The organism is Asticcacaulis sp. AC402, assembly GCF_000495835.1.
In the GTDB taxonomy this organism is placed as follows: Bacteria; Pseudomonadota; Alphaproteobacteria; order Caulobacterales; family Caulobacteraceae; genus Asticcacaulis.
The window spans coordinates 200,156-213,330 of sequence record NZ_AWGC01000001.1; the positions used below are offsets into that span (position 1 = coordinate 200,156).

Genomic DNA, 13,175 nt, shown 5'->3' on the forward strand with positions numbered 1-13,175 from the left:
CCGAAAGCTTGAGCCGCAGGACCGGGCATGCCAATACTGGAAGCCAGTGTCGGAAGCCAATATCGGACGATCTGGTACTATCAAAAAAGCTGGCCGGTTAATCATGCGCTTGCCCTGGGGAATTACTGTAAAAGAGGTCTATCTGGCCTTCTTCGCCGTGATCGCCATCGCGCTGTGCGGCTTCATCATGGTCATCTACGGCCAGTACGAACGCGTCCAGCAGTCGCACAGATACACCATCTACCAGTATGAGAACATACGACAGAGCCGGCAGATCCTGAGCGACGTGGTCGACATGGAAACCGGCGTGCGCGGCTATGTCATGTCGGGCAAGACCAAGTTCCTGGAACCCTACAACAAGGCCAATGACAGGCTGCGCGACGAGATCTTCGCGCTTCGTAACCAAACCTATTACGAGCCCAATTCCTTTGCCGAAACCCATGCCTGGCTGGAGCAGATCGCGACCATCCAGACCCTCCTGGCCAGTCAGGTCAGCTATGTCCAGACGTACGGCCGCACCACCATTTCGCCCAGCGAGATGGACCGCGAAACGGAGCAGATGGACCGCCTGCGCATCACGGTTGAGGCCAGCATCGAAAAACGGCTCGCCATGCTGCGCAAACAGGTCGAGCTGGTCAACCGACAGCGTAACAACTTCCTCTACATCCTGATTTTTGGCACGGTACTGGGGGTTGGCATCCTGCTGGCGGGCACGGTGCTGATCATCCGGCTGGAGAGCGAAAAGGAAAAGGCCGAGGACGAAAACCGCCGCGCTGAATCGCGCTTTCTGGCCGTGATGAACGGAGTCAATGACGGACTCTATGAGCTAAACTTCGTCAACGACACCATGTTCATGTCCAGGGAATTCAAGGCCATGCTGGGCTACGGTGAGAACGAACTGACGGAAATGGCCGAGACCGCAATCAATTTGATCCACCCCGACGATGTCGAGACCTCGCTGGAGGTCCGGCGCGCCTACATTACCAAGAAGACTCCGCACTACAGCAATGTTTTTCGCATGAAGCACAAGGACGGGACCTACCGCTGGATTCTGTCGCGCGGGATCGGGACCTGGGACAGGTTCGGCCAGATCCGCAGCCTCATCGGGACCCATACCGACATCAGCGAACAGAAGGCGCGCGAAGAGGAATTGAGTCAGCTCAATGCCGATATGGAAGCCTTCACCTACATCACCTCGCACGACATGCGCTCGCCCCTGGTCAATCTCAAGGGCTTCTCGCACGAACTGGCGATCGCGGTACATGAGGTCAACGAACTGCTGGAAACGAGGAAGGACCAGATCGGCCAGCCGGCCTGGGACAAGCTGGAGACTATCCTGAAGCGCGATGTGCCCGAAGCCCTTGGCTTCATCGGCAATGCCGTCGATCGCATGGACACGCTGACCACGGCCATTCTCGATCTGTCGCGTATAGGCAAGTACGTTTATCATGACGAGAAGGTCAATGCCCGCGACGTCGTTGAGACCTGCCTGGGCGCCCAGAGCTACGAGATCAGTAATAAGGGTGTCGAGGTCAAGGTCGGGCCCCTGCCGGACCTGATCACCGATCGCTCGGCCCTGGAGCAAATTTTCTCCAACCTTATCGACAATGCGGTCAAATATCTGCGCAGCGACGAACCCGGCAAGATCGAGATCTCCTGTCACGAAACCGGCCGCGACTACATCTTTTCGGTTCGCGACAATGGTCGCGGTATCGCGCCCGAAGACAGCGACCGGGTGTTCAACATCTTCCGGCGGGCACGCAATACCGGCGATGTCCGCGGACTGGGCATCGGCATGGCCTTCGTCAAGGCATCCCTGCGCCGCATGGCCGGCGCGATCTGGTTCGAATCGGCGCTTGACCGCGGCACCACCTTCTACTTCAGCCTGCCAAAGAAATCACTGGATGGACTGCGTCCGCCAGCCGACGAAGGTCGTCAAGTGGTCCAAGCGCTCGCCAACAAGGGAGGCCGGAGATGATGGCAGCCTATGCCCAGCCTTTTTCGGTCGTCATGGTCGAGGACGATCCGGGCCATGCTGCCCTGATCTGCCGCAGTCTCCGACGCGCCGGTGTGTTGAATCCGATAGTCCACCTCAGTACCGGCAGCGAGGCGATCGATTATTTCTTCCCGTCCTTCGGAGCCGCAAAACCGCAGGAGCAAAGGGTCATCATGCTGGACCTGAACCTGCCCGACATTGATGGCTTCGAGATTTTGCGCCGGCTGAAGGCCGACAACGCCACCCAGATGATCCCGGTCGTTGTGCTGACCACCACCGACCATCCGAAAGATGTTGACCAGTGCTATGCTTTGGGGTGCAATGGCTTTATGACCAAGCCGGTCGGCTATGAGGCCTTTTCCGAGGCGATAGGTAAACTGGGGCTGATGCTGACCATCGTGCGCGTACCCCATACTCCCGACGCCGTCCCCGATAATCCCCATGGGTGATGCCACCAATTCCGGAAAACCAACCCCGCATCCGACGATGCATCGCATCCTCTATGTCGAGGACGATGCTGCCCTGGCGCGACTGCTGCAGCGGCGCATGGAACGTGCCGGTTTGACGGTGGAGACGGTAGAAAGCGCAGAGGCCGGACTGGAAGCCCTTAAAGCGTCGGTCTACGACCTCGTCCTGGTCGACTACAACCTGCCAGGCATGAACGGGTTGGAACTGCTCGATCACCTGGGTCAGATGCCGCTTCCGCCACCCGCGGTGATCCTGACCACTGGCGGCGACGAACGCATCGCCCTGGAAGCCCTGGAAAAAGGCGCCGCCGACTACGCCGTCAAGGACGTCAACCAGACCTATCTCGACCTGCTGCCGGCCATCATGACCTCGGCCTTCACCAAGGAGCGGCTGCTGCGCGAAAACGCCCAGCAGCGCGACGAGTTGCAGCACGCCAAGGAGCGCGCCGAGGCGGCCAGCCAGGCCAAGAGCCGCTTCCTGGCGACGATGAGCCATGAGATCCGCACGCCGATGAACGTGGTCACGGGCCTGGCCAGCGTCCTGGCCAAGTCGCCGCTGAACGACGAGCAGAAGAAAATTGTCGATACGTTGCGCACCAATGCCGACCTGCTGCTGAAGCTGATCAACGACCTGCTCGACATCAGCCGCATCGAGGACGATCACATCGACCTGGAGCAACTTCCGTTCGAGGTCTCGGCCATCCTGCGCGACATTCGCGTCATGTTCGAACAGGATGTCGCTCGCAAGGGCCTGACGCTTCACGTGGACGACACGTCGCACGGCGCGGTACTGATGGGTGATCGGACGCGGCTTCAGCAGGTTTTGATGAATCTGGTCAGCAATGCTTTGAAATTCACCGATTCGGGAGAGATTTCCCTGCGTGCCGAGGCGACCTCCGACGGCGACGACCATATGATTCTGCATATGACCGTGAGCGATTCCGGCATCGGCATCGAGCGGGAAAAGCTTCCGCTGATTTTCGACAAATTCACCCAGGCGGACGAGACCATCACCCGGCGTTACGGCGGCTCTGGCCTTGGCCTTTCGATCGCCCGGTCGCTGGTCGAACTCATGGGGGGCGATATCCGCGTCGAAAGCCGGCCGGGCGAAGGTTCGATCTTCCACATTACCTTGCGGCTACAGCGCGGCGTCGCCCACGAGGCAATGCCCGAGCCGGAGATGCCGCGACGCCGGCCGATGGAGGGTGAGGTTAAGCCGATGGTGCTGATCGTCGAGGACTATGCTCCGAACATCATGGTGCTTTCCCTGATGCTGGAGGAGTTGGGCTACGATGCCGTGGCGGCGGCATCGGGTGTAGACGCGATCCACATCTTGCGGGCACGAGAACGGCCTTTTCACGCCATCCTTATGGACGTCCAGATGCATGGCATGGACGGTCTGGAAACCACCGGCTGCATCCGTGAGCTGGAGGACGAAGACCAGCGCAACACCATTATCGGCGTGACGGCCCATGCCCTGGCCGGAGACCGAGAACGCTGCCTGGCGGCGGGCATGGACGACTATATCTCCAAGCCGGTTTTGCCGGATATCCTGGCGATGAAACTGGGCCAGATTCGGTAAGGCTTTTGAACCACGGATAGACACGCATTTCAGGCAATGTCTGACCGCGTCGCGAAGCGGCATTGGCATTCTGGAATTCCGAACGTTGTTTCGCGTTTCAAATAGCCCTGCCGTCCCAGGAGCAGCCTGATCTCGGAAACACCTGAACATCCGTGTTGATCCTTATCCATCCGTGGTTCAAAACGCCTTACAAGCTCCTTACAGTCGCACCCCAGCTTCGACACTGCGCACTTGCAGACCTTAGAATATCGTCGGTTCAACCGGGGGCGTACGTCGCCCCGAACAGGAAGCGATGAACGTGATGGCCGATCAAACCGATCATACCCTGCGCGCTGCCGCACCGGCGACCTCGCACCTCGAGGACGTCGAGAAGGTAGCGCGTGATTTGCGCAAGCTGCTCAACGGCTGCGAAGGCGCCCGCCTCAAGGCTGACGTCAAAGCGCAGATCGAAAACCTCAATGCCTGGACAGACGCATATCTCGACGGCCTCAATGCCGTTCAGAAGCTGACCCATACGGGTCTTGACACGCTTCACGACGCGCAGAAGGAGCTGGCCCTAAGTCTGGAGGACTATCTCCGTCTGGAAGACGAAGGGGGCACTCCCGCAACGCGCGACCAGCAGCACCGCACAGACGAGGTGTCACGTGCCCTGCGCCGCATCACCATGTTGATACCGGCCTTTGACTCGACCTTTGCTGATACCAGCCTTGCTGAACCTGATCTTCCAGATCCTGGCGAGCCGACACCCGACCCGGTGCCGGATCCGGGCCAGCCCGAAGTGCCGTCAGACCCGCAAGAGCCGGAAACCTCTCCGGATCTGCAGCCCGACATTCCGCCCGTCACCCAACCTGAAGTGCGCCGGCCCGGCGCCGTCTGAGGCAGCAAGGATCTCGCCATGCATGTGCACATCGCCCCCTACCCCACCCGCCAGCAGCCGGCGCCGATTGGTCAGCCCAGCCTGGACGGTGAAATCTATGACGACGATCTTCCGCCGGAACTGTTCGACGAGGACGAAGACCGCGAAGATCTGGTGACCTACATTCACATCGCTGAACATGTTGAGGACTGAACCAAACCATGACTACAAGGCGCAGTTTCGGACTTGGACATCTTCTGCTGGTCCTGGCAATCATCGCAGCGATAATCGCCGTCATCTGGTTCTACAACAAGAGTCATACCACGACCGTCGGTGACCATGTCGGTGAAGCGATAGACGCCGTGCCCACGGCGGCAAGCAAGGCCATCGAAGACGTCAGGGACAGCGACACCCTGTCCAGCGTCGGCGAGAACCTGGAAGAGGCTGGCGACGACGCGGCCAAGGGTCTGCAGAAGGCCGGCAAGTCGACGTCCAGCGCCATGTCGAAAGCTAAAGCGGAATGAGTTTTGATGGAATCAAAACCCCGCTCTAAGTTTTGGTTTGTCGCGCAATTTAGCCGAAAACGGGAGCGCCCGTGCGGTGCAGCACACTTTATCGGATTGCGCTCCGGGGACGGCCAGGATTAACAGGAACGGAGACGACACCCATGAAAGGCATTTTACTTTGGCTGGTGGGCGTGCCAATCCCTACCCTCATTCTGCTCTATCTTTTCGGCGTGATGAGATAGGCCTGTACCGGACCCCTTTTGGGCAGGGCGGTAATCCAGAAACAGGCGCAAGGCATGAGCCCTGCTCCCTGTTTTCTTTTTCGGTGCGGTAGCGTTGGCCGCACAATCGCGTTAGAAACCTTCATGCCTGCCAACGAAATGTCCTCTCCGTCGCACGATGAAATCCGCGAGTACCTGCACCGACAGATGCTGTCGTCAGTGTCCCACGACCTCAAGACACCCCTGGCCACGATTATCGGTTCGCTCGAGGTCATGACGCTTCTGGACGGCAAACTGTCAGAGGACAAGCGTAAGACCTTGGTCAGTTCCGCCCTTACGGAAGCCTTCCGGCTCGATTATTTCATCACCAACATCCTGGACATGGCCAAGTTCGAGGCAGACGCGGTGCGCCCGCGCTTCGAATCGGCTCATCTGGGTCAGATGATTCAGGACTCTCTGTCGCGGTTGGGGCCGCTAAAAACGCGCGGCGAACTGGAGATCACGCCGGTCGGAACCCACGACGAGATCGTCACTGACCCGATGCTGGGCGCACGGGCGATCGGCCTGGTTCTGCACAATGCCTTCAAGTTCGGCAGCCGCAAGGCACAGAAGTCGCGAGGAAAGGAACCGCCTCTGGTCGAGGTTGCCTATGGCATGAAGGACGGGTACGGCTTTGTCCGCATCCGCGACCATGGCGAGGGCATCCCCGACGACCAGCAGGTAGCCGTCTTCGACAAATACACCCGACTGCAGAAGTCCGATCAGCAGGCTGCCGGCACTGGACTGGGCCTGACCATATGTCAGCATATCATGCGGCTGCTCCATGGCCGGATCGAGCTGGCCAACCATTCCGAAGGCGGAGCCGTATTCACGCTGATCTACTCGGATAACCGCAAGCCGTAATTCTGAACCTGCCACGCGGCGGCAAGGCTTGTCCGTTGGGACCACGACGCGTCGGGATCGGGTCCAGTTCGACAAAAAGCCGGCCGCAAGGGCCGGCTTTTGTTTGTCAGATGCGCGCTGCCGTCATAACGGTGGATTGGCGCTACGACCGGTGATCATGCGGTAGACCAGGCTGGCGATAAACAGCACAACAAAGATAACGGCAATGAACTTGGCGATTTCGGCGAATGTCCCGGCCAGGCCGGTAAAGCCGAAAAAGGCGGCAAGGACCGCCAAGATAAAGAAGGTTACAATCCAGTTCAGCATGGTGTTCTCCTGTCAGGCCACCGGCCTGGAGCCGGGGTCGAGGATAGGATAGGCTCGCTCCGATAAATATACAAAGGCGAGCATCGGTTGCAAAATAAGGAAAACATCAAACCGTTCAAGTGAAATACCGCACATTGGAGCGCGATCCGATAAAGTGGACGCCACCGCACGGGCGCTCCCGTTTTCGAAGAAATTGCGCGGCGAAACAAAGGCTTGGAGCTGGGCTTTGATTCCTTCAAAACCCCGCTCTAAAAAACCAGGGCCGGCGTTCTGCCGGGCCTGGTCTCCACTACCAACAGACAGACTTGGTGCTTAAGCTCCGCTGACCTTTGCCGGCTCCTGTGTGATCAGGTCCATGCGGTAGCCGATACCGGATTCCGATACGATCGACTTGCCCAGCCCCGGTCGGGTCTCCAACTTGTCGCGGACCTGGCCGATATAGACGCGCAAATACTGCGTATCCTCGAGGTGCGCAGGTCCCCAGACCTCTTTTAGTATCTGCTTGTGCGTCAGCATACGGCCGCGATTGACCAGGAAAAAGCGCAGCAGGTCGTATTCCTTGGGCGTGAAGCCGATACGCTCGCCGTCAATAAAGACTTCGTGGCGGACCAGATCCATGCGGATCGGGCCATGAACGATTTCTGGTTCCCCGACTTCCTTCACCGCCGACTTGCGCAGGTTGGCATTAATGCGGGCCAGCAGCACTTCTGCGGAAAATGGCTTGGTGACATAGTCGTCGGCACCAACGTTCAACGCCGGCGCGGCATCGGCATCTTCCGAACGCGCGGTCAGCACGACGATCGGCACATTCGACCATTCGCGGATCTTGGCGATGACTTCCTTGCCATCGATATCCGGCAGGCCGAGGTCGAGCAGGATAAGGTCGGGGCGGACTGAGGCGGACAGGCGCAGGGCCTGTTTACCACTGTCGCACTCGCATACCTTGAAATCTGCGGCTTCGAGAAAAATGCTCAGCATCTTGCGGATTTCGTCTTCATCATCCACAATCAGAACTGTGTTTTTCTTTTCCAGCATGTGACGTCCCAAATGGTAAAATAAGCACGTCCCCGGATAACGGAAAATGGATAGAGCCGCCCCGAAGAATGTATAACATGTAGGAGGTCAAATATAAAAAATAAATGCGAGTTGCCTGGGGAGGGTCCGGGCTGTTTCATGCCGGCGAGGTCGCCGGACTGACCCCGCTGGACAAGGCCGCCTGTTCGATGAAACGTGCCAGGGCCTGGTCGCGGTCAGTGACCGCATCGGCATCATGCGTGGTTAGGCGAATCTGCACCCGGTTATAGACATTGAACCATTCGGGATGGTGGTCGAGACGGTCAGCTTCGGCAGCGACCGCTACCATGAAGGCAAAGGCCGCCTTGAAGTCGGCAAAGCTAAGGTCAGCGCGGATGGACTTGCCGTCCGGATCGATCTTCCAACGCGGGCAGTCCTGGGTCAGGGCCAGCAATTCGTTTTCCTTGAGCTTGTGCACGGCGGTCGCCTCCAGTTTTGCCGCATCATGAACCCAAAACCATCAAACGCCAATGGCCTTGGAACCCTCAGACGGTAAAGCCGTTGTCAGGCGTCGAACGGCGGGTTAAGTCCATTGAAAACAAATATACGGGAGGTCGTCTTGAAGGTACTGAAACACTGGGTTCTGGCTTTTGTGATGGCGACGGCGCCGCTAGGCGCACCCATGGCCGTCCTGGCCAACCCGGCGGCCCCCGCGGATAACGCTACCTACGCCGATGTCACGCCGCAATATATCCTGGTCAATGGCGATCTGCGCACAGGTGTCAGCCTGTCCGGACCGTGGCACTGGTCGCTCGACCCCTACCGTGATGGCCTCTACGACTTTCACGGCAAGCCCCACGACCCGACCAAGGGCCGCGCCATGGACATCAGCGTCGCCGACGCCATGGCGAAAAACCCCAACGCCCTGTTCGAACACGACATCCACCGCGCGCCGGTGACCCAGGTGCCGGGCTCGTGGATCGGTTACGACCCGGAGACGCGCCACTACGACGGGCTGATGTGGTATCTGAAGACCTTCGACGCGCCCGCGCGTTCGGGCAAGCGGGTGTTTCTGCGCTTTGGCGCCGCCGATTACCGCGCCGATGTCTACCTCAATGGCCGCAAGGTCGGCAGCCACGAAGGCGGCTTCACCCCCTTCAGCTTCGAGGTCACGGATATCCTGCGCGACAAAGACAACAACCTGATCGTCGCCGTCGATTCCAAGCGCTCCGCCGACACAGTGCCACCGACCATCACCGACTGGGAAACCTATGGCGGCATCACCCGCGATGTCCGTCTGGTTATCACGCCGCAGACCTTTGTCGATGACGACTTTATCCGCCTCACGAAGGACGGCCGCTTCGCCGTCGATGTCGCCCTGGAAGGCGCCGGCAAGGCTGGAACCGCGGTCGAGGTGGCCATTCCGGCTTTGAAACTGACCTTGAAGGGCACGACCGACGCCCATGGCCGCGTATCGCTGAGCGCCGCCGCGCCGAAAAGCCTGAAGCGCTGGTCGCCGGACACGCCGGTGTTGTACGATGTCACCGTCAAGGCCGGCGACGATACCGTCAGCGACCGCATCGGCTTTCGCACCATCGAGGTCCGCGGCGCCGATATCCTGCTGAATGGCGAACCCATCTATCTGCGCGGCATCTCGCTGCACGAGGAAGAGTTCGGCACCTCGCCCCAGCGCATCATTACGCAATCGGCGGCGCGCGCTTTGCTGGGCGAGATCAAGTACGGGCTGAACGGCAACTATGTCCGGCTATCGCACTATCCCCATTCGGAGGTGATGACGCGCATGGCCGATGAAATGGGCCTGTTGGTGTGGTCCGAGGTTCCCGTCTACTGGACGGTGAAGTTCGACAGCCCAACCGTGCTGAAAGCCGCCCAGCGCATGCAAGCCGAGAACATCCTGCGTGACCGCAACCGCGCCTCGATCATCATCTGGAGCATCGGCAACGAGACTCCGATCAGCGACGCCCGCAACAGCTTCTACACCGCCATGGCGCAGCACGCCCGCGCCATCGACGGCACCCGGCTGGTCTCGGCGGCATTGCTGAGCCACCGCCAGATCGTCGACGGTCGTATCGACATCACCATCGACGACCCGATCGTCTCGGAACTGGATGTGCTGGCGGTCAACACCTATAACGGCTGGTACGGCAACGATAAAATCGAGGACGTGCCCAACACGGTGTGGCACAGCGCCTCGGGCAAACCCTTGTTGCTGTCGGAGTTCGGCGCCGATGCGCAATACGGCCATTTCGATGCTGACCATCACAGCCGCTTCAGCGAGGACTATCAGGTCGATTTCTACAACGGCACCCTGGCCATGGCGGACAAGATTCCGTTCCTGCGCGGCATGTCGCCGTGGATTTTGAAGGATTTCCGTTCACCGCGCCGCCAGACCACCTGGCAGGAGGGCTGGAATCGCAAGGGCTTGGTTTCGGAAACCGGCCAACGGAAAAGGGCGTTTTTCGTGCTGAGTGAGTATTACCGGAAAAAAGCGGCGGAGCACTGAGGTTTTTTATACCTCCCCGCGCCTCTTCGCGTGGGGAGGGGGACCGCACGAGCGAGCCAGGCCGCAGGCCGCCAGCGAGTGAGATGTGGTGGTGGGGCGACTTTACGAAAACGCCGTAGATTGATAGTTTGAGACCATGAAAAGGGACATCCGCAAATTGGCCCTCGCCAAGGAAATGCGGCGCGAGCTAACGACGCCGGAATTCCTTTTGTGGGATAGACTGAAACACAGGGATGGCGATGGAATCGCTTTTCGCCGCCAGCATCCCAAAGGGCCTTATATTCTCGACTTCTATTGCCACAAGGTCAAACTATGCGTCGAAGTCGACGGAGCCCTTCACGATCCTGACCGCGACGAACGCCGAGACCGCTGGCTGAACGAGCAGGGTATCGAAGTTTATCGCATTCCTGCAGGAGAGATTTTTCGTGATCCGGACGGGGCAGCTGACGGTGTTTGGCTGACCGTCGTAGCACGGCTGAGCCAAAAGTAAGTCGCCCCGCCACCGCACCTCACTCACTCCGCCTTCGGCTACGTTTCGTTCGAGCGGTCCCCCTCCCCACGCAAAGAGGCGTGGGGAGGTATAAAAAATTACCCCTTCAGATACCTATAGCTGCTGGCCAGACTGGCAAACCCATCAGCCGGATTGTCGTGCTCGACATAGACCTGTTCGACGCCCTTGGCCTTGGCGACGGTGAGCACCTTGTCCCACGGGATGATACCTTCGCCGACCGGAGCCATGTCACCTGATGGCGTCTTGTCCTTCAGGTGCAAAGTCTTGATGCGGTCGCCGTGTTCTTCCAGCACATGGACCGGATCGTGGCCGGCCAGGCTGCACCAGTAGCAATCGAGCTCGATGATCACCAGGTCGGGATCGGTCTTCTCCAGCAGGATATGGAACGGCATCTCCGGTCCCTTGCCGGCAAACTCGAAATCGTGGTTGTGATAGCCAAAGACGATCCCGCGTTCCTTGGCCAGTTCGCCCCAGCGATTCATCCGATCGGCCCACATCGCCCAGTCGCCGCGCTGATCCTGCGGGATCCAGGCCAGAACCGCATATTTGGCACCCAGTACCAGATTGTCGTCCAGGGTGGCTTCCGGTTTGGACATCAGATCGGACAGGCCGACATGGGTTGCAGTCGCCTTCATATCGGCTTCGTCCAGCGCCGCCTTGAACTGTAACGCCGTCATCCCGGCCAGGTTGGACGTCTCGATATGGCGATAACCGATGGCGTGGAGCTTCTTGAAGGTCCCGACGGGATCGGCCTTCAGCGCATCGCGCACGGTGTAGAGCTCGACACCCGGGTCATACAGGGTTTGGGCGGCGCGGGCGGTCCCGGCAATAGCCAGACCTGACAGGCCCAGCAGCAGATGACGGCGATTCATGAGGCGTCTCCTTAGGGTTTTCGCCATAGGAGCACCCGAACGGCCGGCTGTCAAAGCGCCTTATGATAGGCGCCGGTGCCGCGATGGAAGATCCGGTCACTTTCCAGCACATCCGAGGGCCGGAATTCCGTCTGGCCGTTCAGTTCGTCATAGATCGGCCCGAAGTCGGTTTGCGCCAGTTCAAACAGGCTGTCGATCGACGGCAGGACGAAGTAGCTCTCCTGGAACTCGTCGATGCGGTAGTGCGTCCGCATCACGCGCTTCAGATCAAAGCCGATACGATTGGGCGAGGCGTCGTCGAGCGCAAACACCGTCTCGGTAAAGGACGACAGGATGCCGGCGCCGAAGATGCGCAGGCCCTCGGGTTGCTCGACCAGGCCGAACTCGACCGTGTACCAGTAGAGCCGCGCCAGCCGGTCCAGCACGCCCAGCTTTTCGGCGCGCAAGCCGCCTTCGCCATAGGCCTGCATGAAGTCGGCCATGACCGGGTTCATCATCATCGGCACATGGCCGAAGATGTCGTGAAAGACGTCGGGTTCCTGCAGATAGTCGAGTTGGTGGCGCTTGCGGATGAACTGGCCGGCCGGGAAGCGGCGGTTGGCCAGGTGGTCGAAAAAGACGTCATTGGGCACCATGCCCGGCACCGCCACGACCTGCCAGCCGGTCTTGGCGGTCAGGACCCCGGACAGGGCGTCGAAATCCGGGATGGTATCATTAGTGATGGGCAGGTCGTTCAGGCCGTCGAGATAGGCCTGGCAAGCTCGGCCCCGGACTCTCTCGATCTGGCGGTCGAACAACATTTTCCACGTGGCGTGTTCGTCGGCTGTGTAATCCTGCCAATTCTGAGGAATGGTCCAGTCCGGCCGTTCGGGGACATAGCCACCAACAATGCCGTGTTTTTCATCAGGAACCGTAAAGGACGGGTCATCCATGGCGCATCTCCGTTGGAGACAGTGTGCCGCCAAATGGTTTCAAATGCAATTATCATTTGCGTGAGGGGAAGAAAGTCGCGCTACCACCGCCCTGCGCCTTCGCTTCGCTGCGGCTTCGGGCGGTCCCCCTCCCCGCGCAAAGAGGCGCGGGGAGGTATCAGAAAGCGCTTCTTCTTACCCACCTGAGTCGGCGATCAGCTTCTTCATCGCGTCGAGATAGGTAATGTAGGCTTTGCGCCCGGTGTCGGTCAGGGTGACCGTCGTCTGCGGCTTCTTGCCGACAAAGGCCTTGTCGATCGACACATAGGCCGCTTCTTCCAGCTTGCGCAGTTGCACCGACAGGTTGCCGTCGCTGGCCTGGAGCCGCTGTTTCAGGACAGTGAACTCCGCGGCACCCGCCGTCGACAGGTAGGCCATGATCCCCAGTCGCAGCCGGCCATGGATCACGTCGTCTATGGATTCGATGTTGAACTCGTCCATGGCGC

At 59.6% G+C, this 13,175-nt stretch carries 15 protein-coding genes; 9 read left to right on the forward strand and 6 right to left on the reverse strand.

Features of this window, described 5'->3' with window-relative positions:
* Window positions 1–103: 103 nt before the first annotated feature.
* The 7 genes from ABAC402_RS22020 to ABAC402_RS22045 all read left to right on the forward strand — a co-directional run bounded on the left by ABAC402_RS22020 (window position 104) and on the right by ABAC402_RS22045 (window position 6,531).
* Window positions 104–1,978 (forward strand): ATP-binding protein, encoded by a 1,875-nt coding sequence (locus ABAC402_RS22020; RefSeq protein ID WP_023447781.1) that lies wholly within the window; start codon window positions 104–106, stop codon window positions 1,976–1,978.
* The gene (locus ABAC402_RS22025; protein WP_023447782.1) at window positions 1,975–2,445 is read left to right on the forward strand and encodes a response regulator; all 471 of its coding nucleotides are present in this window, start codon (window positions 1,975–1,977) and stop codon (window positions 2,443–2,445) included. The genes ABAC402_RS22020 and ABAC402_RS22025 overlap by 4 nt, the downstream gene beginning before the upstream one ends.
* A complete protein-coding gene (locus ABAC402_RS22030; protein ID WP_031235022.1) occupies window positions 2,438–4,045 on the forward strand; it encodes a response regulator in 1,608 nt (535 codons plus the stop codon). The genes ABAC402_RS22025 and ABAC402_RS22030 overlap by 8 nt, the downstream gene beginning before the upstream one ends.
* Window positions 4,046–4,346: 301 nt before the next feature.
* A complete protein-coding gene (locus ABAC402_RS22035; RefSeq protein ID WP_155847263.1) occupies window positions 4,347–4,922 on the forward strand; it encodes a hypothetical protein in 576 nt (191 codons plus the stop codon).
* An 18-nt stretch (window positions 4,923–4,940) separates the two neighbouring features.
* A complete protein-coding gene (locus ABAC402_RS40045; RefSeq protein ID WP_023447785.1) occupies window positions 4,941–5,114 on the forward strand; it encodes a hypothetical protein in 174 nt (57 codons plus the stop codon).
* Between the two features lie 8 nt (window positions 5,115–5,122).
* A complete protein-coding gene (locus ABAC402_RS22040; RefSeq protein WP_023447786.1) occupies window positions 5,123–5,425 on the forward strand; it encodes a hypothetical protein in 303 nt (100 codons plus the stop codon).
* A gap of 347 nt (window positions 5,426–5,772) precedes the next feature.
* Window positions 5,773–6,531 carry a sensor histidine kinase KdpD gene (locus ABAC402_RS22045; RefSeq protein WP_023447787.1) on the forward strand — a complete coding sequence of 253 codons (759 nt, stop codon included), beginning with the start codon at window positions 5,773–5,775 and terminating at the stop codon, window positions 6,529–6,531.
* Between the two features lie 123 nt (window positions 6,532–6,654).
* Here ABAC402_RS22045 and ABAC402_RS22050 read toward each other — a convergent pair whose 3' ends face one another.
* The 3 genes from ABAC402_RS22050 to ABAC402_RS22060 all read right to left on the reverse strand — a co-directional run bounded on the left by ABAC402_RS22050 (window position 6,655) and on the right by ABAC402_RS22060 (window position 8,329).
* Window positions 6,655–6,837, reverse strand: coding sequence for a DUF1328 domain-containing protein (locus ABAC402_RS22050; protein ID WP_023447788.1), 183 nt, complete (start codon window positions 6,835–6,837; stop codon window positions 6,655–6,657).
* A 312-nt stretch (window positions 6,838–7,149) separates the two neighbouring features.
* Window positions 7,150–7,872: a response regulator gene (locus ABAC402_RS22055; RefSeq protein ID WP_023447789.1), complete on the reverse strand. Its 723-nt coding sequence runs from the start codon at window positions 7,870–7,872 to the stop codon at window positions 7,150–7,152.
* 136 nt (window positions 7,873–8,008) lie between these two features.
* Complete coding sequence (locus tag ABAC402_RS22060; protein ID WP_023447790.1) at window positions 8,009–8,329, reverse strand: 4a-hydroxytetrahydrobiopterin dehydratase; 321 nt, start codon at window positions 8,327–8,329, stop codon at window positions 8,009–8,011.
* Window positions 8,330–8,470: 141 nt separating this feature from the next.
* On the opposite strand from ABAC402_RS22060, the gene ABAC402_RS22065 reads away from it, so the two are divergent.
* Together ABAC402_RS22065 and ABAC402_RS22070 are read left to right on the forward strand one after the other, a co-directional pair.
* Window positions 8,471–10,375, forward strand: a complete 1,905-nt coding sequence (locus ABAC402_RS22065; RefSeq protein WP_023447791.1) for a glycoside hydrolase family 2 protein — start codon at window positions 8,471–8,473, stop codon at window positions 10,373–10,375.
* A 136-nt stretch (window positions 10,376–10,511) separates the two neighbouring features.
* A complete protein-coding gene (locus ABAC402_RS22070; protein ID WP_023447792.1) occupies window positions 10,512–10,865 on the forward strand; it encodes an endonuclease domain-containing protein in 354 nt (117 codons plus the stop codon).
* 98 nt (window positions 10,866–10,963) lie between these two features.
* Here ABAC402_RS22070 and ABAC402_RS22075 read toward each other — a convergent pair whose 3' ends face one another.
* The 3 genes from ABAC402_RS22075 to ABAC402_RS22085 form a co-directional block, all read right to left on the reverse strand.
* Window positions 10,964–11,758 carry a sugar phosphate isomerase/epimerase gene (locus ABAC402_RS22075; protein ID WP_023447793.1) on the reverse strand — a complete coding sequence of 265 codons (795 nt, stop codon included), beginning with the start codon at window positions 11,756–11,758 and terminating at the stop codon, window positions 10,964–10,966.
* A 50-nt stretch (window positions 11,759–11,808) separates the two neighbouring features.
* Window positions 11,809–12,690, reverse strand: a complete 882-nt coding sequence (phhA, locus tag ABAC402_RS22080; protein ID WP_023447794.1) for a phenylalanine 4-monooxygenase — start codon at window positions 12,688–12,690, stop codon at window positions 11,809–11,811.
* Window positions 12,691–12,864: 174 nt separating this feature from the next.
* The gene (locus ABAC402_RS22085) at window positions 12,865–13,170 is read right to left on the reverse strand and encodes a transcriptional regulator (RefSeq protein WP_023447795.1); all 306 of its coding nucleotides are present in this window, start codon (window positions 13,168–13,170) and stop codon (window positions 12,865–12,867) included.
* Between the last annotated feature and the right edge of the window lie 5 nt (window positions 13,171–13,175).